We start from the raw sequence: 21345 nt of genomic DNA, 5'->3' as shown, positions 1-21345 counted from the left end.
GTGAGCGTCACCGCACCCCTCGGGTTCCGCGCCGCCGGAGTCGCCTCCGGAGTGAGGGCGGACGGAGCCCGGGACGTCGCCGTCGTCATCAACGACGGCCCCTCCCGCGCCGCGGGAGCCGTCCTCACCGGCTCGGACGACCCGGCGGCCCCGGTCCTGTGGACCCGCCAGGTCGTCTCCGGCGGACGCGTGCGCGCCGCCGCCCTCAACTCGGGCGGCGCCAACGCGGGCACGGGCCCCCTCGGGTTCCAGGACGCCCACGCCCAGGCCGAGCACACCGCGCACCTGCTCGGCGACTCCGCCGCCGAGATCGTCCTGTGCTCGGCCGGGCCCGTCGGCGTCCGACTCCCGCTGGACGCCGTGCGCGCGGGCCTCACCGCCGCCGTCGCCGAGGCCGGCCGGAGCGGCGGGCTGCACGCCGCCGACGCCGTGCGCACCACGGACACCGTCGTCAAGATCGCCTTCAGGCGTGCCGACGGCCACACCGTCGGCGCCATGGCCAAGGGCCCCGACGCCTCACTCTCCACCGGGCTGTACGTCCTGACGACCGACGCCGACATCACCGGCGAGCAGTGCGGACGCCTGCTCGCCGACGCCGCGGGCAAGGCCCTCGGCCCGCTGACCGCCACCAACGACACGGTGCTGCTCATGGCCAGCGGAGCCAGCGGCACCACCCCCGACGAGGACACCCTCGCCGCACTGCTCACCGAGGTGCTCGCAGAGCTGGCCGCCCAGGTCGGCGCCGACACCCCCGACACCGACGAGAACCCGACATGATCGCGCGCTCAGCACATCCGACAGCGGACCAGGCCCAGGCCATCGACAAGGCGTCACACCTCATCGAGGCCCTGCCCTGGCTCTCCCGCTTCCACGGCCGCACGGTCGTGGTCAAGTACGGCGGCAACGCCATGATCAGCGAGGAGCTGCGGGTCCGCTTCGCCGAATCCATCGTCTTCCTGTACTACGCGGGCCTGCGCCCCGTCGTGGTCCACGGCGGCGGCCCCCAGATCAGCGCACAGCTGGCCCGGGCCGGGGTCGAGTCCACCTTCACCGCCGGACTGCGCGTCACCACCGACGAGGCCATGGACATCGTCCGCATGGTCCTCACCGGGCAGGTCAACCGCGAGATCGTGGGGCTCGTCAACCAGCACGGACCCTTCGCCGTGGGCATGTCGGGCGAGGACGCCAACCTCCTCGTCGCCGAGCGCAAGACCGTCGAGGTGGACGGGGAGGCGGTCGACATCGGCCGCGTCGGCGAGATCACCGAGGTCCACCCCGGGGCCGTCGCGGCACTCATCGCCGACGGGCGCATCCCCGTGGTCTCCAGCGTCGCCCGCGCGGACGACGGCGGCGTCTACAACGTCAACGCGGACACCGCCGCCTCCGCCCTCGCGGTCGCGCTCGGCGCCAGCAAGCTCATCATGCTCACCGACGTCGAGGGCCTGTACGCCGACTTCCCGGCCAACACCGAGCTGATCAGCAGACTCGCCGTCGATGAGCTCAGGGACCTGCTGCCCTCCCTCTCCTCGGGGATGCTCCCCAAGATGGAGGCCTGCCTGCACGCCGTCGAGGGCGGCGTCCCCCAGGCCCACATCATCGACGGCCGCGTACCCCACTCCCTTCTCCTGGAGGTCTTCACCGACCAGGGCGTCGGCACCATGGTCGCCGACGAGAGGCTGGAGGCCGGGCTCACCGGAAACGGGCACGTCCCGCGTCCGGGACACGCCGCCCACACCTCGGACACCACCGCCGTCACGAACGCAGGAGGCGCACAGTGACCAGCAGTTCCACCCTGCGCGAGCGCTTCGCCGCCTCGCTCATGCCCAACTACGGCGTCCCGCCCGTGGTCCTCACCCTCGGCCGGGGCTGCGAGGTCTACGACGCCGACGGGCGCCAGTACCTCGACCTCATCGCGGGGATCGCCGTGTCCAGCCTCGGACACGGCCACCCCGCCATGGTCAAGGCGGTCGCGCACCAGGCCGCGACCCTCGCCCACACCAGCAACCTGTTCGTCCACGAGCGGGAGGTCGAACTCGCCGAGCGCCTCCTGGGGCTGCTCGGAGGGGACGCCAAGGTCTTCTTCGCCAACTCCGGCACCGAGGCCAACGAGGCCGCCCTCAAGCTGGTCAAGCGCGCGGCCGGCCCCGGCCGCCACTACTTCGTCGCCGCGTCCCACGGATTCCACGGACGCACCTCCGGTGCCCTCGCCCTCACCGGCAAGGACGCCATCCGGGAGCCCTTCGGGCCGTTCGGCATGGACGTGCGCTTCGTCCCCCACGGGGACCTGGACGCGCTCCGCGACGCCGTCGACGAGTCCTGCGTCGCCGTGTTCACCGAACCCACCCAGGGAGAGGCCGGGGTCGTCCCCGCGCCCGAGGGCTACCTCGCCGGCGTCCGGGAGATCTGCGACGCCACGGGCGCCGCCTTCGTCCTGGACGAGATCCAGAGCGGCATCGGCCGCACCGGCTCGTGGTTCGCCCACCAGGCCGAGGACGTGCGGCCCGACGTGCTCACCCTCGCCAAGGGCCTGGGCGGCGGACTGCCCATCGGCGCCTGCGTCGGCTTCGGGGACTACGCCGACGCCTTCCGCAAGGGCGACCACGGCTCCACCTTCGGCGGGAACCCCGTCGCCTGCGCCGCCGCCCTCGCCGTCATCGACACCATCGAGAACGAGGGGCTGCTGGCCCACACCGCCGTCATGGGCGACCTGCTCGCCGAACAGCTCGACGGCATCGACCACCCCCTGCTCGCCGGACAGCGCGGCAGCGGTCTGTGGCGGGCACTGGAGCTGTCCGGCCCGCACGCCGCGCACGTCCAGGAGCAGGCCGCCGTCCGCGGGTTCCTCGTGAACGCGGTGGCCCCCGACGCGGTGCGGATCGCCCCGCCCCTGGTCATCACCCCCGAACAGATCGGCGTGTTCATCGAGGCACTGCCGACCGTCCTGGACGCGGCCGAGGCCGCGGCGACGAAGGAGCAGCAGTGACCCGCCACTTCCTGCGCGACGACGACCTGACCCCGGACGAGCAGGCCCGGGTCCTCGACCTCGCCGACGACATGAAGAAGGACCGCTTCGGCCACCGGCCGCTCGCCGGCCCGCGCACCGTCGCCCTGATCTTCGACAAGCCGTCCACACGGACCCGCCTGTCCTTCAGCGTCGGCGTCGCCGACCTCGGCGGCAGCCCGCTCGTCCTGGACTCCGGCAGCACCCAGATGGGTCGCGGCGAACCCCTGGAGGACACCGCCCGGGTCCTGGAGCGCCAGGTCGCCGCCGTCGTCTGGCGCACCTTCGCCCAGAAGGACCTGGAGACCCTGACGGCCCACATCTCCGTCCCGGTGGTCAACTCGCTCACCGACGAGTTCCACCCCTGCCAGATCCTCGCCGACCTCCAGACGGTCCGCGAGCACAAGGGGAGCCTGGCCGGGCTCACCCTCGCCTACCTCGGCGACGGCGCCAACAACATGGCCCACTCCTACCTGCTGGGCGGTGCGACCGCCGGACTCCACGTCCGCGTCGGCGCCCCCGACGGCTACCGGCCCGACCCCGACGTGCTCGCCCGCGCCGCCCGGATCGCGGAGGGGACCGGGGGGTCGGTCTCGGTCACGACCGACCCCCGGGAGGCCGCGGACGGCGCCGACGTCCTGGCCACCGACACCTGGGTCTCCATGGGACAGGAGGGTGAGGCGGGCGACCGCGAGGCGCCCTTCCGCCCCTACATCGTCGACACCGCGCTGCTGTCCGCCGCCGCCCCCGAGGCGATCGTCCTGCACTGCCTGCCCGCCTACCGGGGCAAGGAGATCTCGGCCGAGGTCATCGACGGCCCCCGCAGCGTCGTGTGGGACGAGGCCGAGAACCGCCGCCACGCCCAGAAGGCGCTCCTCGCCTTCCTGCTCGAATCCAGTGACGCGCCCGGCCCCGAACAGCGATGACCGGGGAGAGCGGCGCCAGCGCGCCGATGACCAAGGCGGCCAGGCACGCGCGGATCACCGACGTCCTCACCCGGGAGGACGTCCGGTCACAGGGGGAGCTGGCCCGGCGCCTCGCCGAGGCCGGGGTCCAGGTCACCCAGGCCACGCTGTCCAGGGACCTGGACGAGCTGGGCGCGGTCAAGCTCCGCACCGCCGCGGGCCACCTGGCGTACGTGCTCCCCGGCGAGGGGGGCGAACGCCTCCAGCGCACCCGCCCGGACAGCCTCGACCTCGAACAGGTCTCCGGCGCGCGGCTCACCCGTCTGGCCGAGGACCTGCTGGTCTCGGCGGAGGCCTCCGCCAACATGGTGATCGTCCGCACCCCGCCCGGCGCGGCGCAGTACCTGGCGTCGGCCATCGACCACACCGACTTCCACGCCATCCTGGGCACCATCGCGGGGGACGACACCATCATGGTGATCTCCCGCGACCCCCAGGGGGGCGAGGAGCTGGCCGCCGCCCTGCTGCGGCTGGCGGACCGCAGACCGTAGCCGCGACCGAGCGGACGGGACCGCGCGTCCCGGCAGGAGTCACCCCGGCGGTGCGGAGCCCCGGCCCCGCACCCCGCCCACACACGTCAAGGAGACCACCATGGCCGACCAGCCCGAGGCGCTGCGCCTGTGGGGAGGCCGCTTCGAGGGCGGCCCCGACCAGGCCCTGGCACGGCTGTCGCTGAGCACCCACTTCGACTGGCGCCTGGCCCGCCACGACATCGCGGGCTCGCGTGCCCACGCCCGGGCCCTGCACCGCGCGGGCCTGCTCGGCGGGGACGAGCTGGACCGCATGATCGCCGGCCTGGACAGGCTGGAGGCCGACGTGGCCTCCGGGGAGTTCACGCCCGTCCTGGAGGACGAGGACGTGCACACCGCACTGGAGCGCGGCTTCATCGAGCGGGTCGGCGCCGAGCTCGGGGGCCGCCTGCGCGCCGGACGCTCCCGCAACGACCAGATCGCCACCCTCGTGCGCATGTACCTGCGCGAGGAGGCCCGCGAGATCGCCGACCAGCTGCTGGACCTGGTCCAGGCCCTGGCCGACCAGGCCGGCGCCCACCCCGGCGCGGCCATGCCCGGCCGCACCCACCTCCAGCACGCCCAGCCGGTCCTGCTCGCCCACCACCTGATGGCCCACGCCTGGCCGCTGCTGCGCGACATCGAGCGGCTGCGCGACTGGGACCGCCGCGCCGCGGTGTCCCCCTACGGCTCCGGCGCGCTCGCGGGCTCGTCCCTGGGCCTAGACCCGCGCGCCGTCGCCGAGGAGCTGGGGTTCCCCGACTCGGTGGAGAACTCGATCGACGGCACCGCCGCCCGCGACGTCGTCGCCGAGTTCGCCTTCGTCACCGCGATGATCGGCGTCGACCTGTCCCGGCTCTCGGAGGAGGTCATCCTGTGGGCGACGAAGGAGTTCTCCTTCGTCACGCTGGACGACGCCTTCTCCACCGGCTCGTCGATCATGCCGCAGAAGAAGAACCCCGACGTCGCCGAGCTCGCGCGCGGCAAGGCGGGCCGGCTCGTCGGCGACCTCACAGGCCTGCTGACCACCCTCAAGGGCCTGCCGCTCGCCTACAACCGGGACCTGCAGGAGGACAAGGAGCCGGTGTTCGACGCGGTCGACACCCTCCACCTGCTGCTTCCCGCGATGACGGGCATGGTCGCCACCCTGACCTTCCACACCGGCCGGATGGCCGAGCTGGCGCCGCAGGGCTTCTCCCTGGCCACCGACATCGCGGAGTGGCTGGTGCGCGAGCGGGTGCCGTTCCGCGAGGCGCACGAGATCGCGGGCGCCTGCGTGCGGGTGTGCGAGGAGCGCGGCATCGACCTGCCCGACCTGTCGGACGAGGACTTCGCCGCGATCTCCGCGCACCTGACGCCGGCGGTGCGCGAGGTCCTCACCGTCAGCGGGTCGCTGGCCTCCCGCTCCGGGCGGGGCGGCACCGCCCCGGTCCGGGTCGCCGAGCAGCTGGAGAAGCTGCGCGCCGGCGTCGAGGAGCACCGCAAGGCCTTCCGGCCCTAGCCTCCGGGCCCGGCGGGCGCGCACCCCACGGGGTGCGCGCCCGCGCGCGTTCGCGGCCGACTTCTGCGACGCCTACGGCTTCGACGTCACGGGGTGCGCGCCCGCGCGCGTTCGCGGTCCTCGGGCCCCGGGCAGCGGCCTCCTCCCCACGGGGTGCGCGCCCGCGCGCGTTCGCGCGATCCCTTTCCACGGACGCCCCGGCGGCGCCTCCCACCACGGGACATCCATTTCGGCATTCCCCCCGCGCCCGCCGCCCGGGTGCTGTAGCGTCCTGAGTCTGCGGGCACCATGCGTGGTCCCCCCTGCGCGCAACGTGACCGACCCCCGGATGTCGCGGCCTTAGGCACGCCTCGGGGGACGCGGCGCAGCCACACCCGACCGGTGCCCGCGACCAGTCCGTGGGAGGAACGCAATGGGGCAGTCGGGAGGCGCCGGCCGCGGTATCAGGGCGCAGATCAACAAGATCGTGCTGATCCCCAGCATCACCTTCCTGGTGCTGTTCGTGGTGCTCAGCACGGCCACGCTCGCCCAGGCCGTCTCCCTGAGAGCCGCCGTCGGCGAGGGACGCGCCGGGATCCAGCTGGCCGCGGCCCTGGGCCGCCTCCAGGAGGAGCGCCGCCTGACCGCGGAGTACATCGCGGCGCCCGGGATCGACACGCGGGCGGCCCTCGTCGAGGAGGCCGAGCTGACCGACGAGGCGCTCGAAGGGGTCCGGGACCTGCGCGACACCCTCGGCGACCTGGACGACCCGGCGACCGAGTCGCTCACCGCGGACTTCTTCGACTCGCTGACGCGCGTCCAGGACCTGCGTGCCGACACCCTCGCCGCCCCCGGGCGCGCCGACAGCACCGTCGGCGTCTACACCGGGGCGATCGAGCAGGGCATCCGCCTCTACGCCGGGACGGCGCGAGCCCTCGACAACGGACCGGCCTCCTCGGAGGCGTCGGCCGCCACCGACCTGATGTGGGCCCAGGAGAGCTTCAGCCACGCCGACGCCCTCGTCAGCGCCGTCATCGCTCGCGGGGACCTCGACCGCGACCAGCAGACCCGGGTCGCCGAGCTCACCGCCGACGCCCGCCACCGCGTCGAGACCGTCCACCCGGGCGCCGCGCCCGACGACCGCGACCCGCCGGCCCTGGCGGCGCTGGCCGGGAGCGGCGCGTGGCAGGACGCCCTCGGCATCGCCGACACCCTCGCCCTCCACGAGGCGCCCGTCAGCGTCGACCCGCTCACCGCGGAGGTGGTCCGCGATCCGGAGCCTCCCGAGGGCCTCGACGACTGGCGCCAGGTCGCGGACCAGGTCAACGCGGACCTGGCCGGCATCACCGCCGCCCGGACCGCCTCCGTCGTCACGGCCACCGAGGACGCCAGCACCTGGATGCTCACGCTCGCCCTCGGCGGAGGCATCACCTCCCTGTTCGCGGGCACCGTCGCCTACGGGGTCGCCGCCCGCTCGGCGAGCCGCCTCACCTACCGGCTCGCCAAGCTCCGGGCCGACACCCTCGGGTCCGCCCGCAGCGACCTGCCCCGCATCGTGCGCCGGCTGGAGGCGGGCGACCAGGTGGACATCGACACCGAGTTGAAGCAGCTGGACCACGGGGACGACGAGGTCGGCCAGGTCGCCGACGCCTTCAACATCGCCCAGCGCACCGCCGTCGGCGCGGCCGTCAAGCAGGCCGACATCCGCGCGGGGGTCAACCGGGTCTTCCTCGGCATCGCCCACCGCCACCAGTCGCTGCTCCAACGCCAGATCCAGCTGCTGGACCGGGTCGAGCGCGAGGAGGAGGACCCCGACCTGCTGGAGAGCCTCTTCCAGCTCGACCACCTGGCGACCCGGGGCCGCCGCCACGCCGAGAACCTCATCATCCTGGGCGGGGCCCAGCCCGGACGGCGCTGGCGCCACCCCGTCCCGCTCATCGACATCCTGCGGGGCGCCATATCCGAGACCGACGAGTACGCCAGGGTCAGGCTGACGTCCGTGCCGGACCTGGCGCTCGCGGGCGCGGCCGTCGCCGACGTCATCCACATGCTCGCCGAGCTCGTGGAGAACGCCACCGCCTACTCGCCGCCGCACACCGAGGTCACCATCGCCACCGAGTCGGTGCCCAAGGGCGTGGCCATCGAGATCGAGGACCGGGGACTCGGCATGCCCGAGGACGTCCTGAACACGTCCAACAGGACACTCGGCGAAGCACCCGAGTTCGACGTGATGGCCCCGGGCGCGGACTCGCGCCTGGGCCTGTTCGTCGTCGCGCGCCTGGCCGTCAAGCACGACATCAAGGCCCAGCTGCGCCCCTCGCCCTACGGGGGGACCAGGGCCGTGGTGCTCATCCCGGGGACACTGGTCGCCGCCTCCTCCGCCGCTCCGGAGCGGCCCCCGGTCGCCGCGCGCCAGGCGGCCCGGGAACGCCGTCGCCAGGAGGAGTCGGAGGCGGACTCCGACCTGCTCGACACCGGCTACGCGCCCCGCCGGGCCAGGCCCGTCCTGCGGCCGGTCCCCCCGCACCCGGACGGGGCCGGCGACACCGACGGGCAGGGGGTGCGGAACTCGCCGCCCCTGCGCCGGGTCCCGGAGCCCGTGGCCGACCCGGACCCGTTCGGCCCGGCAGCGGTGCAGCCCGCGACCGCCGCCGATCCGGCCCCGGGAGCGGCGCACGGCGGCCTCGTGGGCGCCGGGCCCGAGCGGGAGGGACTCCCCAGACGCAGGCGCCAGGCCAGTCTCGCGCCCCAGCTCAGACAGGAGACCGAACCGGAGCGGGGGGCCCCGGATGTCCCGGGCCCCGCTCAGAGGAGCCCCGAACAGGCTCGCCGGATGATGGACGCCTTCAGCGCCGGGACCCGGCGAGGACGGGAGGCGGACGTCGATGCCGACGGCCGCGAACACGACAGTGACGGTCAGGTCGGCGGCAGAGCCGACGATCACACGGGAGAGAGCGACTGAGATGGTGGGCAAGAGCAACGCCGCGGACAACCTGGACTGGCTCCTGGACGACCTGGTCGACCGCGTCGTCGGCGCCGAGCACGCGATCGTGCTGTCCGCCGACGGGCTGCTGCTCGGACGCTCGCGGGGGTTGGCCTCTGACGACGCCGAGCACCTGTCGGCGCTGGCATCCGCCTTCCAGAGCCTGGCACGGGGCACGGGGCGGCACTTCGGCGGCGGCGACGTCCGTCAGACCGTGGTCGAGATGGAGCACTCCTACCTCTTCGTCACCGCAGCGGGGGCGGGCGCGTGCCTGGCGGTACTGGCCAGGGAGGACGCCGACGTGGGCCTGGTGGCCTACGAGATGAACCTGCGGATCAAGAGGGTGGGCCAGTTCCTCACCGCCGCGCCCCGCAGGCCGGGGCGGCTCAGCTTCATGGGAGGCACCGGTTCGTGAACACCTCCGAGGAACAGCGCGGGACGGGGTGGACCGGTCCCGCCCCCGGCAGGCCGACGACCGGTCCGTTCCCCCGGCGCCCCGCACCGTCGTGGAACCGGGGGAGGGGCCACCCGACGTCGGAGGGGCCCTCGGCGGGCGTCGGAGACGCCCCCGCCGCGTCCCTGGTGCGCCCCTACACCATGACCAGGGGCCGCACCCGGCCGCCCACGGGGCCGCGACTGGACATGATCACCATCGTGGTGGCCGCCCGGGACCGGGAGGAGCGGGCCCTGGAACCGGAGTACCAGGCGATCATGCGGCTGTGCCGCAGACCCATATCGCTGGCGGAGATCTCCGCCAGGCTCGACATTCCCCTGACGGTGGTGAGGGTGCTCCTGGGGGACCTCGTCGCCGCCGGCGACGTGCGCACCCGCGCGTCCGCGCCGGTCACACGGCTTCCCGAGAAGAAAGTACTTCAGGCGGTACTCGATGGCATCCGCAGACTCTGAGAACCGGCCGCCGGAGGCGATCCCGCAGGCCGTCAAGATCATCGTCGCCGGGGGTTTCGGCGCGGGGAAGACCACCCTGGTCTCCTCCGTCAGCGAGATCACCCCGCTCAGCACGGAGGAGGTGATGACCGAGGCCAGCTACGGGGTGGACGACCTCGGCGGTGTGGAGGAGAAGACCACCACCACGGTCGCGCTGGACTTCGGCCGGATCACGATCAACCCCGACATCGTCCTGTACCTGTTCGGCGCCCCCGGCCAGGACCGGTTCTGGTTCATGTGGGACGAACTGGCGGAGGGGGCCCTGGGGGCGATCGTCCTGGCCGACACCCGCCGCCTGCACACCTGCTTCCACGCGGTGGACTTCTTCGAGCGCAGGGGCGTGCCCTTCGTGGTGGCGGTGAACCGCTTCGACACGTCCGCCGACTACTGCCAGGAGGAGGTCCGCGAGGCGCTGGACATCTCCGGGGAGGTGCCGATCGTCATGGCCGACGCGCGTGACCGGGAATCCTGCAAGGAGGTGCTGGTGGAGCTGGTCACCCACGTGATCCAGGGCCGGAGCCCCGCCATGAGCGGCTGATCCGGGCGAGGCGTCCCCCCGGCCCCCACCTGGGGGGCGCCTCGGTATACGTTCAGGAGACACGCCCGTGAATATGGTGTTGAACGCTACAATGTCGCGTCCGACGACCACTCTTCCGACTGGGCACCCCAATCCGCCTCTCATCTGAATCCTGGTATGCGAAACTCTGACCGACTTCCCCCACGCGAACTGCCCAAGCGGCGTTCCGGCCGCCACCGCAACCCGCTGTCCTTCGACAACTGGTTCGGCACCCCCGCGCTGATCATGGCGGTCCCGGGCACGGCCGAACAGGCCAGGGGCGCCGACGGCGAGTCGATCGGTGCCCGGATGGCAGACCTCGTGCGCGCCTACCGCCCCGAGGTGACCATCCGCTACGGGCACGTCGAGGGCGACGAACAGACCCTGGCCGAGGCGCTCGCCGACCTCGGCCCCTCGGACGAAAGGCCCCTGGGCGGCGTCGTCGTCCCCCTGGTGACCGCGCCGCACCGGAGGGTCTCGGCCGCGATCGAGGACGCGGCCGTCCGGACCGGCGCCGACGTGCGCGTCACGGAGGGGCTCGGACCGCACCCGATGCTCGCCGAGGTCCTGCACCTGCGCCTGGCCGAGGCCGGATACGTCCGGGCCGACCGTATGAGGCTGATCAGCGTGGTCGCCCGCAACACCACCATGGCGGACGGCGTCGTGGTGGGCGCCGTCGGAGGCGAGGGCGCCGTCGGGGCCGCGGGGGTGACCGCGGTCCTGCTCGCCGCCCGGCTGGGCCTGACCGTGCTGCCCGCGGACCTGGAGAACGAGGCCTCGGTGGAGCAGATCGTCGGCCAGCTGCGCCAGGGGGGCTGCCGGCGCCCGGTGATCGCCCCCAGCGCGCTCGGCCCCGAGCTGTCCGTCGGGGAGATGGAGGCGATCGCGGCGCGGTTCGGCGCCCGGCTCGGCGCTCCGCTCGGCGCGGACAGCCTCCTCGGCAAGATCGCGGCCCTGCGCTACGCCGAGGTCCTCAACTCGCTGGGCGTGGAGCAGCCGCCGACGGCGGAGGAGCTGCCCGCCCCCGTGGGCTCCCGGCACCGCCCGGAGTCCTGAGGGGCGCGACACGCCGTGCCCCGCGGGCGCCGGAGAGTGTCGCGAAGGGGCCGCCCGTGGCGACGGGCGGCCCCTTCTCCGTTCCCACCTGCGGCTTCGTCGAGCCCGGGCGGCCGTGCTAGCACAGCCGACGGGATGTCGCGCGGGAGAAAAGGCAACTGCTAGTGATCATTTGACAGCATACGGCAACGATTTTTCGATAGCCTCGGCAGGGCCGAAAGCCGCCGAGGCGCCCTCCCGGGCCCCGGCATCCGCACAGGCCGGAGGGGGCCATGCGCAGAAACCGCGACAACGCTTCCACGATCCGAGGGCAGCTCACCCGCATCGTGCTCATCCCGAGCCTGTGCTTCCTGGCGCTCTGGCTCGTCGTGGCCGCAGTGGGCACGGTCCAGGCTGTCCAGCTCATGGGGGCGGTCCACCAGGCCCGCGAGGGGACCGCGGTCTTCTCGCGCGCCGCCGAGGAGCTGCGCCTCGAACGCAGGCTCTCCCTCGTCTACCAGGGGCGTTTCGAGAACAGCGGGCCCGACGAGGAGGCCTCCGCCGCACTCGACGAGCAGAGGGAGGCCACCGACGCCGCGCTGTCCTCCGCCGTCGAACTGGCCGAGCGCCTGCGCGGCACCCGCGACGACGAGGTCCGGCGCAGCGCGTCCGCGGTCACGGAGAGCCCCGAGGCCCTCGCCGGGATCCGCACGCGCATCGACGAGCACGCCGCCGTACGGGAGGAGACCCTCCTCCGCTTCGGCGAGCTCCTCGACGTCACCACCGACGCGACCACCGCCCTGGTGCACACCACCGACGGCGGCGCGAACCTCACCGACGCGGTCCTGACCACCGAGCTCCTCGGCGCGAGGGCGGAGAGCGCCACCGCCGACGCCCTGCTCGCCGGGAACATCGCCCGGGGGGAGATGGGCTACGAGGAGACGGCGCACTTCACCTACCTGACCGCCTCCTACCGGGACACCCTGGAGTCGGCCGCGCCCGTCATGCACCCGAGCGTGCGGGAGCACTACGAGGACATGACCGCCTCGGAGTCCTGGACCCGCACCGAGGACCTCAGCCGCCAGGTGGTCACACGGCCCCCGCTCAGGGAGGCCGTCCCGGACCCCGACGCACCGGCGGAGGAGACCGCGGCCCCCGAACCCAACACCTCCGTCGACGTCGGCGCGGAGGAGTGGGACGAGGCGTCCCCCCGGACCGTGGCGGCGCTGGACGGACTGGCCCTCGCCCAGGCGGAGCGCACCGTCGACCTGGCGTGGAGCGCAGCCCTGCTCCGCGTGTCGCTGGGCATCGCGGCGGCCGGGACGGTCCTCGCCGGCGGAGTGGTCGCCATCGCCGTGGTGAGCCGCTCCTCGCGGCGCCTGACCGTGCGCCTGCTCCGCCTGCGCGGACAGATCCTGGAGCGCGACGAGGACCTGCCCGACATCGTCGACAGGGCCCAGCGCGGCCAGAAGGTCGACGTCCACGAGGAGCTGCCGCCGCTCGACGAGTGCGGCGACGACGAGATCGGGCAGGTCGCGGAGGCCTTCGACAGCGCCCAGCTCACGGCGGTGGAGGCCGCGGTGCGCCAGGCGGAGATCAGGCGGGGCGCCAACCGCGCCTTCCTCGGCATCGCCTTCCGCAACCAGAACCTGGTCCAGCGGCAGCTGCGCCTCCTCGACGAGATCGAGTACCACGAGCAGGACCCCGAGGCGCTGCGCCGCCTGTTCCGCCTGGACCACATGGCCACCCGGGCCCGGCGCTACGCCGACAACCTCATCATCCTCGGAGGAGGGCAGTCGGCGCGGCGCTGGCGGCAGCCGCACCCGCTCGTCGACGTGCTGCGAGCCGCCATCGCCGAGACCGAGGACTTCGAGCGCGTCCGCCTGACGTCCGCACCCCGTGTGCTCATGCACGGCCAGGTGGTCGCCGACGTGGTCCACCTGCTCGCCGAGCTGGTGGAGAACGCCACCCAGTTCTCCCCGGCGGGCACCCCCGTCGACGTCAGCTGCACCCCGACCGCCGAGGGGCTGGTGGTCGAGGTCGAGGACCGCGGCCTGGGCATGTCCGACCACGGCTACGCCGCGGCCGAGCGGACGCTCAGCCGTCCTCCCGAGTTCGACGTGATGGCGCTTCCGGACGACCCCCGCCTGGGGCTCTTCGTCGTCGCCCGACTCGCCGAGCGGCACGGCGTGCGGGTGTGGCTCAGGCCGTCCCCCTACGGGGGCACCCGGGCCACGGCGCTCCTCCCCAAGTCGCTGCTGGAGCCGGTCGAGAACCCGGTGACGGTCACGGGCTCGCAGCAGGCGGTCCGGGACACCGGCGCGCACCCCTCGGTCGGCTTCGCCCGGACGGGGCCGAGCGGACCGCAGAGCCCCGTGCCCGCACCCTGGCAGACCGGCGCCCAGAGCGTCGTCCCCGCTCCCGGCCAGAGCGGCCCGCAGAGCGTCGTCCCCTCCCCCCCGGACGACATGCGGGACGCCGACCCCTCCTACGGGTACCGCGGGCCGGGGGGAGCGCAGGGCGCCCCCCGCGCCGACGGGCCGTGGGACCCGGTCGCACCCGGAGGGGGGTGGGCCCCCCGGACGGCCCCGCCGGCGTCCCCTCCGGGAGGCCCCGCCCGCGCCCCCGGGCACACCGCACCCGGAGGCGACGGGGGCGGCCCCTCCGCCGCCCCCGACCGGGGAGGCCTCCGGGAACCCGTTCCGCCGACGCGGACCACGGGCCCCCAGCACGGCCTGCGGCCGAACGGTCCCGGAGCCCCGACGGGGCCGCAGGGCGCCCTTCCGCAGAGGCGCCCCGGACCGGTGCAGGCGGGCGGTCCCCGGCAGTCCGCGCTGCCGAAGCGGTCGGCCCCCCGCCGTGAGGACGGCCCCCACGGCGCAGGAGTCACCCGAACGTCCGTGCCGACACCGCCGGGGGGACACGGTGAGCACTGAGGGAACCCGCGTCCGCCGTCCCGCCGACCGGCCCCCCGCGCCGGGGCCGGACCCGCAACGGTCGCCGGGGTGCGCCGACCGCGTGGCCGAACCCGGCGGGGAGCGCTTCCTGCGCCCGTTCGCGGTGGCGGCCGGAGACCCCGGGGGCGGGGACCTCGCGGGGCCGGGCGCTCACAGCACGGACCTGCTCACACTGGTCATGGCGGCCCGCACCCCCGGTCGGCGCGAGTGGCTGCGGCCCGAGCGCGAGGCCATCCTCGAACACGCCCTGCGCGCCCGCACCGTGGTCGAGCTCGCCGCCGAGGTGGGACTGCCGGTCGGCCAGGTGAGGTGCATGGTCTCCGCCATGGTCGCCGAGGGCGCGCTCCAGCGGTGCGGCCCCTCCCGGCCGCTCGGCAGCGGGGAGATCCTGCACGCCGTCCTCGTCGGCCTGCGCTCGCTCTGACCGCGGGCCCCGGAGGGGCCTCCGCCCGCGAGGCGTCCGGAAGCCGACCGGCCCCCGGCGGGGACGCGTCCACCGGCGGTCCCCGCCCGCGCGGGCCCCGGCCGGGGTTGCTAGCGTGCCGCCATGCGCAGCACCGAACACATCGGCGTCATCGGAGCGGGGATCGTCGGACTCGCCCTGGCGCGGCGGCTCGCCCTCCACCGCCCCGGCACCCGGGTCACCGTCCTGGAGAAGGAGGACCGGGTGGCCGCGCACCAGACCGGACACAACAGCGGGGTGGTCCACGCCGGGCTCTACTACCGCCCCGGCTCCCTCAAGGCCACACTCTGCCGCCGCGGGGTCGGGCTGCTCAAGGACTACTGCGCCGAGCACGGCCTGCCCTACGAGGAGGTCGGCAAGGTCCTCGTCGCCCTGGACGCCGGGGACGAGGAGCGCCTGGACGACATCGAGCGCCGTGCCCGGGAGAACGGGGTCCCGGGCGTCACGCGGCTCGGCCCCGGGGGGCTGCGCGAGATCGAGCCCCACGCGGCGGGGACCGGCGCGCTGCACTCGCCGCACACGGCCGTCACCGACTTCGTGGCCGTCGCCGAACAGCTCGCCGACGACGTCCGCCGCTCCGGCGGCAGGGTCCTGCTGAACACACCCGTCATCGACCTGCGCCAGGACCACGACGGGGTCCGCGCCCTCACGGGCGACCCCCGAGGGGAGCGGTCCGTCCACCGGTTCGACCGGCTCGTGGTCTGCGGCGGACTGCACAGCGCCCGTCTCGCACGCATGGCCGGCGCGGCGGACGACCCGCGGATCGTGCCCTTCCGCGGCCAGTACCACGAACTCGTCCCCGAACGCCGCCACCTGGTCAACGGGCTGCTCTACCCGGTCCCCGACCCGCGGTACCCCTTCCTCGGCGTGCACCTCACCCGCCACGTCCACGGCGAGGTCATGGCGGGCCCCAACGCCATCCTCGCCACCGCGCTGGAGGGCTACAGCGCCGGGGACCTGAGCACCGGCGACCTCGCGGGCACCCTGTCGTGGCCGGGGTTCTGGCGGCTGGCGCGCCGCCACTGGGCGGTCGGGGCCAGGGAGACCCTCGTGTCGGCCTCGCGCGCCGCCTTCGCCTCCCAGGCCAGGAAGCTCCTCCCCGAGCTGGCGGCGGCCGACCTGCGCCCGGCGCCGGCGGGGGTGCGCGCCCAGGCGCTGGGCCGGGACGGCGCCCTGCTCGACGACTTCCGGGTGGACACGCACGGCCGGGTCGTGTGCGTGCGCAACGCCCCCTCGCCGGCGGCGACCTCCTCACTGGCGATCGCCGAGTTCCTCACGGACACGTTCGTGCACCCGCCCCGCGGGTAGGACACGACCGGCCCGGAGCCGCTCCCGCGCGTGCCGGACCCGGGTTGTCCACAGGCCGGAGAACACTCTGGCAGCGGCTTCCGCAGCGCCCCACCATGAGAGGCAGCGGTGGTCCGGGACGGTCCCACGACCGTCGCCGGAGGTGAACATGTCCGTTGCCCGGTGGATCGCGGTGGCACTCGCCACCTCGCTCGCGCTCGCACTCACGGCGGCCCCGGCCGCCACCAGCCCACGAGGGGGAGAGTTGGACGGTTTCAGCATCGGGCACCTGCCCGCACAGGTCGACGACCGGACCTCGGTCTCGGACTTCGACTACGAGTGGGGCGACGTGTCCTTCTCCACCCGGGTCTGGGAGAGGACGCTGGAGGGGGGAGGGGTCAGGGTCCTCCTCCAGGTCCTGGTCATGCGCGGCTCCGCGCTCTCCGACCTGTCCGCCGTCCGCGACTTCCTCACCGAGTACCACGAGCGCTCGCCCGACTGGGCGCTCGAGGAGTTCGACAACAACGGCCACGCCGCCCTGCGCGGCGAGACCGAGGTGTTCTGGACGCCCGCGAAGGGCGTGGCGGTGGAGGTCCGCGACTCCTTCGGCCTCGTCGGCCAGGAGGAGCTCCTCGCCACGGCCAGGGGTGTCGCGCCGAGCACGGACTCCGGCTGACCGGACGGGGCCCCGGTCGACCGGGGCCCCGCGCCCTCCTCCGGGCGGATCAGCAGCCGGAGAGGACGTCGCGCAGGGCGGACTCCTCGTCCGGGTCCACCGTCAGGTCCCACACGTGCTTGACCTCGATCCAGGACACCGCGTAGTCGCAGTGCGAGGACTCCAGCGGGGGCATCCACTCGGCGGGGTCCGCGTCCCCCTTGGACCGGTTGGTCGAGGCGCTCACCGCCCACAGCTGGGTGGAGTCCATGTCGTTGGCGAACCGGCCGCGCTCCTCGGTGGTCCACGCGTGGGCGCCGGAGCGCCAGCCCTCCTTCAGGGCGACCATGTGGTCGATGTCGATGTCCTGCGGGTCGGTGAAGGTCTCGCCGTCGTAGGCGCTGTACCAGGATCCGGACACCGGCCGGCAGTCCTCGTCGGTCTCCACGGCGTCGCCGTCGCGGATCAGGACCGCCTGGCGGGTCGTGCAGTTCTCCTGGACACCGGTGTCCCAGTGGGGGAACAGCGCGCGGTCGTACCCGGGCGGATCGTCCTCCTCCTCGATCCGCAGCTCCTCCAGCTGGGAGCGGGCCTGCTCCACGGACGGCTCCGAGGCCGTCGCCTCGCCGCCCTGCGGCTCGGCGGCGCCCTCCGGCGCCAGGTCGATCACGCCCAGCTGGTACAGGACGAACGCGGCGACGGCGAGCACGCCGACCACGGCGGACAGCGCACCGCCGATCTTCGACGACTTCTTGGGCATCAGGGGACTCCACAGCGGGTCGGGCGCCACACGGGGGCGAAACGGTCGTGTCCACCAGCTTGGCCCATGCCCCCACCCTGCGGGAACTCCGCCCGGGGTCAGGAATCCCTCACCCGGGACGGTTCCGGAGCCGGGGACCCGGGAGGCGGTGAGGTGGTACACGGACGGGCCCGCCGGGAGGAGACCGAGGCCGACGCTGTGGAGCAGGGCCCGCGTGCGGTCCGGCCGGGCCCGGCGCGCCCTCCCGGCGGCAGCCGAGGGGGTCCCCACCGGCCCGGACCGGGGAGCGGCGGGTCTTCGGTCCGCCGTCCGGGAACGGCACGCCCGGCCGGCGCCGCCTACACCCTCCCCGTGTCCTCGGATGCCGCACCCGTGCCGAGCGAGGCGGCCGGCCACTCCTGGAAGGCGCGCACGAACCCCTCCACCAGCAGCGCGTAGGACCGGTCCACGTCCTCGGGCAGACCGAAACCGCCGCGCGTCTCCAGGTCCACGAACCCGTGCAGCGCACTGCGCAGCGCCCGGATCGCGTGCACGGCCTGGTCCTCGGCGATGCCGAACCCGCTCAGGACGGCGGCCAGGACCCGCACGGGGTCGGTGGCCGGCCTGCTCCCGGCCCCGGCCAGCACCGGCAGCTGCTGGAGGGCGATGTAGCGCCCGGGATGGGCGTGCGCGTAGCGGCGGTAGGCGTCGGCCGTCGCCCGCAGGGCCTCCGGACCGGACCGGCCCACGGTGGCGCGCTGCACCTCCTCGCCGATTCCGTTCGCGCCGAGCAGCGCCACTTCCCGCCTCAGCCCCCGCAACCCGTCGACGTGCTTGTACAGGCTGGGCGTGGCCACCCCGAGCCGCTTGGCGACCGCGGCCAGGGACAGGGAGTCGAACCCCTCCTCGTCGCTGAGCCGCGCCGCCTCCTCGGCCACCACCGCCGGGGTCAGCCCGGCCCTAGGCACCGGCGACGACCTCCTCGGCCGACGCCTCCACGGCGGGCAGGGGGGAGCCGGCCGCCGACGCCCGGTCGGCGCGGTCGTCGTAGGCGGTGCCGCGCGGGTCCGCGGCGGCGACCCGGTCCCCGGCCGGACCCGCGCCGACGCCTCGGAGGGGGTGGCGGCGGTCGGGCACGCGGACCACGAGGGGGCTGCGGCCCCCGGTTCCGTGGAGGTCGCGGGCGATCGGGCCGCGGGGGCGCCGGAGGTGGCGCGCGGTCTTCTCACGATGGCTTGCAAGCATAGCCAAAACGCTAATGTTATTAGCCAAAGGTGTCAACGGGTCGGACGCGGACGCGCGGGGGCCCGGGGCGGACCCGCTTCCCGTGCGGGCCCGGACCGCGCGACCGGGGGCGTCGGCACAGCCGATAGCGTGGGGGAGGGGGAAAACCACGTGATGCCCAGCGGCATTCCGCCTAGACTCCGAGGCAGATCGGGCCCCGGGGCCCGCCTACACAACAGAGAGCAACACAGTGACCGACATCATCGACGAACTCCAGTGGCGCGGCCTGCTCGCGCAGACGACCGACCTTGACGCACTCCGCAAGGCCCTCGCCGATGGTCCGATCACCCTGTATTGCGGCTTCGACCCGACGGCGGGCAGCCTGCACGTCGGCCACCTCACCCAGATCCTCACCCTCGCGCGCTTCCAGCAGGCCGGACACCGTCCCATCGCGCTCGTCGGCGGGGGCACCGGGCTCATCGGGGACCCGAAGCCCAGCGCGGAACGCCGGCTCAACTCGGTGGACACCGTCCGGGGCTGGGTGGACAACCTCGCCGGGCAGCTTTCCGCGTTCCTGCGCTTCACCCCCGAGGGCGAGCAGGCGGGTCCCACCGACGCGGTGCTCGCCAACAACGGGGACTGGCTCGGCGAGATCAACGCCATCGAGCTGCTGCGCGACGTGGGCAAGCACTTCAGCGTCAACCAGATGCTGGCCCGGGAGACGGTCAGGAGCCGTCTCGACGGAGAGGGCATGAGCTACACCGAGTTCAGCTACGTGCTGCTCCAGTCCTACGACTACGTCCAGCTCTACCGGCGCTACGGATGCACCCTCCAGACGGGCGGCTCCGACCAGTGGGGCAACATCACCGCGGGCCTGGACCTGGTCCGCCGGATGGACGGCAACGAGCCGCACGGCCAGGCGCACGGGATGACCACGAACCTGCTCACCAAGGCCGACGGCTCCAAGTTCGGCAAGACCGAGTCCGGCACCATCTGGCTCGACCCCGAACTGACCTCGCCGTACGCCTTCTACCAGTTCTGGTTCAACGCGGACGACCGGGACGTGGTCCGCTACCTGAAGACCTTCAGCTTCCTCTCGGAGGACGAGATCGCCGAGCTGGAGCGCCAGACGGAGGAGCGGCCCCAGGCCCGCGCCGCCCAGCGCACCCTGGCCGAGGGCCTCACGGCGCTGGTCCACGGCGAGGAGGAGTGCCGCAAGGTCCGGGAAGCGAGCCTCGCGCTGTTCGGCCGGGCCGACCTGTCCGAGCTGGACGGCCGGACGCTCGACGCGGCGCTGGCCGAGGTGCCCAGGGCCGAGGTCGCGGGACCGGTCGACGGCCTGCTCGTCGCGGACCTGTTCGCGCAGAGCGGTCTGACGCCGAGCAAGTCCGCGGCCCGGCGCGCCATCCAGGAGGGCGGCGCCTACGTGAACAACGTGAAGGTCACCGACGTCGAGGCCACGCTCGGGACCGCCGACGTCCTCCAGGGGCGCTACGTGGTGCTGCGCAAGGGCAAGCGCAACATCGGCGGTGTCGTCCTCCAGGGCTGACCACGCGTCGTGGCCGTGGGGGGGGGGCCCCCCCCCGGCCCCCCCCCCCCCCGGGGCGGGGGGGGGGGCCCCCCCCCCCACCCCCCCCCCCGGGGGGGGGGGGGCCCCCCCCCCCCCGCGGGGCGGGGGGCCCCGCCCCCCCCCCCCCCCCCCCCCCCCCCCCCACGGCTGTGTCCGGGGCGGGCCGCCCTCGAAACTCTGCGGCCGCATGGGGGTTTCGGCCGGGAATCTCCCGGGCACGATCGTCGTTGTCTGGCACAACAGGCGACGTGACACACGGTTCCGGAACGGGAACCGGGCACGTCAGGGGCCTTCAGAAGCCGCCCGGGACGGGGCGACAGGGTCCCGGGGCGACGGTTCCACCTCGGCTCCGGGCTCTGACTTGACGTCCGCTGCGGCCCTCCCTATAGTTGAACGAGTCGCTGCGGCACGGCGAGCTTCCATCGGGAAGACTCGGCACCGGTCCGCGAGGAGCGGCGCCATCTCTTCTCTGGAACACGCGGTTCGAGCACTGCTCCGGCCATGTAAACTCAGGGAGTCGCTTCAAAAGCCCAGTCCATTCGGACAAAAGCAAACGAAGCACAACGGGCTTTACCCCGATCAGCACCACCACAAACCGCCGATTTGGCGGGGCGCGGAACACCTGATAAAGTAAAGACACAACAAAGCGGAAACGCAGACGCCTTCCACGGAAGAGCAGACGGCCGAACAGGCCGGCGCTTGTACGGGAAGGGCGGTTGTTTCTTGAGAACTCAACAGCGCGTGTTTGATTTTCTTTAAGCCATGTTTGTTTTGGCCCCGTCACCCGAACAGTGGTTCGGTGTGAAGGGTTCCTTTGATTAATCGGGGCAACCCGGTTGGTCAGGATTACTTCTAGGTTTATCCGCCCCAGGCCGACCTCACGGTCGCCGGGACGGATGGTATGACCTTTATGGAGAGTTTGATCCTGGCTCAGGACGAACGCTGGCGGCGTGCTTAACACATGCAAGTCGAGCGG

Annotated in this window: 19 protein-coding genes and 1 rRNA gene; 17 read left to right on the top strand and 3 right to left on the bottom strand. The window is 73.8% G+C overall.

The window, feature by feature from the left end:
• The 15 genes from ACIRPH_RS21460 (at position 1) to ACIRPH_RS21390 (ending at position 16857) form a co-directional block, all read left to right on the top strand.
• Positions 1–777 (top strand): bifunctional ornithine acetyltransferase/N-acetylglutamate synthase, encoded by a 777-nt coding sequence (locus ACIRPH_RS21460; protein ID WP_402916972.1) that lies wholly within the window; start codon positions 1–3, stop codon positions 775–777.
• Complete coding sequence (gene argB / locus ACIRPH_RS21455; protein WP_402916970.1) at positions 774–1778, top strand: acetylglutamate kinase; 1005 nt, start codon at positions 774–776, stop codon at positions 1776–1778. The genes ACIRPH_RS21460 and argB overlap by 4 nt, the downstream gene beginning before the upstream one ends.
• Entirely contained in the window at positions 1775–2983 is a 1209-nt protein-coding gene (locus ACIRPH_RS21450) for an acetylornithine transaminase (protein ID WP_402916968.1), read from the top strand. Before argB ends, ACIRPH_RS21450 begins: the two co-directional genes overlap by 4 nt.
• Positions 2980–3927 (top strand): ornithine carbamoyltransferase, encoded by a 948-nt coding sequence (gene argF, locus ACIRPH_RS21445; protein ID WP_402916966.1) that lies wholly within the window; start codon positions 2980–2982, stop codon positions 3925–3927. Before ACIRPH_RS21450 ends, argF begins: the two co-directional genes overlap by 4 nt.
• Entirely contained in the window at positions 3924–4457 is a 534-nt protein-coding gene (locus ACIRPH_RS21440; protein WP_402916965.1) for an arginine repressor, read from the top strand. The genes argF and ACIRPH_RS21440 overlap by 4 nt, the downstream gene beginning before the upstream one ends.
• A 100-nt stretch (positions 4458–4557) precedes the next feature.
• Entirely contained in the window at positions 4558–5976 is a 1419-nt protein-coding gene (gene argH, locus ACIRPH_RS21435) for an argininosuccinate lyase (RefSeq protein WP_402916963.1), read from the top strand.
• Positions 5977–6388: 412 nt separating this feature from the next.
• Positions 6389–8917, top strand: coding sequence for a nitrate- and nitrite sensing domain-containing protein (locus tag ACIRPH_RS21430; protein ID WP_402916961.1), 2529 nt, complete (start codon positions 6389–6391; stop codon positions 8915–8917).
• Position 8918: 1 nt separating this feature from the next.
• Positions 8919–9353 (top strand): roadblock/LC7 domain-containing protein, encoded by a 435-nt coding sequence (locus ACIRPH_RS21425; protein WP_267948948.1) that lies wholly within the window; start codon positions 8919–8921, stop codon positions 9351–9353.
• Positions 9350–9844, top strand: a complete 495-nt coding sequence (locus tag ACIRPH_RS21420) for a DUF742 domain-containing protein (protein ID WP_402916958.1) — start codon at positions 9350–9352, stop codon at positions 9842–9844. The genes ACIRPH_RS21425 and ACIRPH_RS21420 overlap by 4 nt, the downstream gene beginning before the upstream one ends.
• Positions 9825–10421, top strand: coding sequence for a GTP-binding protein (locus ACIRPH_RS21415; RefSeq protein WP_402916956.1), 597 nt, complete (start codon positions 9825–9827; stop codon positions 10419–10421). The genes ACIRPH_RS21420 and ACIRPH_RS21415 overlap by 20 nt, the downstream gene beginning before the upstream one ends.
• 156 nt (positions 10422–10577) lie before the next feature.
• A complete protein-coding gene (locus tag ACIRPH_RS21410) occupies positions 10578–11495 on the top strand; it encodes a sirohydrochlorin chelatase (protein ID WP_402916955.1) in 918 nt (305 codons plus the stop codon).
• Between the two features lie 272 nt (positions 11496–11767).
• Positions 11768–14410, top strand: coding sequence for a nitrate- and nitrite sensing domain-containing protein (locus ACIRPH_RS21405; RefSeq protein WP_402916953.1), 2643 nt, complete (start codon positions 11768–11770; stop codon positions 14408–14410).
• Complete coding sequence (locus ACIRPH_RS21400; protein ID WP_402916951.1) at positions 14400–14855, top strand: DUF742 domain-containing protein; 456 nt, start codon at positions 14400–14402, stop codon at positions 14853–14855. The genes ACIRPH_RS21405 and ACIRPH_RS21400 overlap by 11 nt, the downstream gene beginning before the upstream one ends.
• Before the next feature lie 123 nt (positions 14856–14978).
• On the top strand, positions 14979–16202 hold the full coding sequence (lhgO, locus tag ACIRPH_RS21395) for an L-2-hydroxyglutarate oxidase (RefSeq protein ID WP_402916949.1): 1224 nt from the start codon (positions 14979–14981) through the stop codon (positions 16200–16202).
• A gap of 244 nt (positions 16203–16446) precedes the next feature.
• Complete coding sequence (locus ACIRPH_RS21390; RefSeq protein ID WP_402917755.1) at positions 16447–16857, top strand: hypothetical protein; 411 nt, start codon at positions 16447–16449, stop codon at positions 16855–16857.
• A gap of 49 nt (positions 16858–16906) precedes the next feature.
• Here ACIRPH_RS21390 and ACIRPH_RS21385 read toward each other — a convergent pair whose 3' ends face one another.
• The 3 genes from ACIRPH_RS21385 to ACIRPH_RS21375 form a co-directional block, all read right to left on the bottom strand.
• A complete protein-coding gene (locus tag ACIRPH_RS21385) occupies positions 16907–17596 on the bottom strand; it encodes a DUF1524 domain-containing protein (RefSeq protein ID WP_402916947.1) in 690 nt (229 codons plus the stop codon).
• Between the two features lie 338 nt (positions 17597–17934).
• Positions 17935–18543: a TetR/AcrR family transcriptional regulator gene (locus tag ACIRPH_RS21380; RefSeq protein WP_402916945.1), complete on the bottom strand. Its 609-nt coding sequence runs from the start codon at positions 18541–18543 to the stop codon at positions 17935–17937.
• The gene (locus ACIRPH_RS21375) at positions 18536–18820 is read right to left on the bottom strand and encodes a hypothetical protein (protein ID WP_402916943.1); all 285 of its coding nucleotides are present in this window, start codon (positions 18818–18820) and stop codon (positions 18536–18538) included. Before ACIRPH_RS21375 ends, ACIRPH_RS21380 begins: the two co-directional genes overlap by 8 nt.
• 229 nt (positions 18821–19049) lie before the next feature.
• On the opposite strand from ACIRPH_RS21375, the gene tyrS reads away from it, so the two are divergent.
• Together tyrS and ACIRPH_RS21365 are read left to right on the top strand one after the other, a co-directional pair.
• Positions 19050–20348: a tyrosine--tRNA ligase gene (gene tyrS / locus ACIRPH_RS21370; RefSeq protein WP_402916941.1), complete on the top strand. Its 1299-nt coding sequence runs from the start codon at positions 19050–19052 to the stop codon at positions 20346–20348.
• A gap of 928 nt (positions 20349–21276) precedes the next feature.
• A 16S ribosomal RNA gene (locus ACIRPH_RS21365) occupies positions 21277–21345 on the top strand; the annotation flags it as partial.

It is taken from the genome of Nocardiopsis sp. NPDC101807 (assembly GCF_044766605.1).
In the GTDB taxonomy this organism is placed as follows: Bacteria; Actinomycetota; Actinomycetes; order Streptosporangiales; family Streptosporangiaceae; genus Nocardiopsis; species Nocardiopsis tropica.
This window is presented reverse-complemented; position numbering and strand designations above follow the sequence as displayed.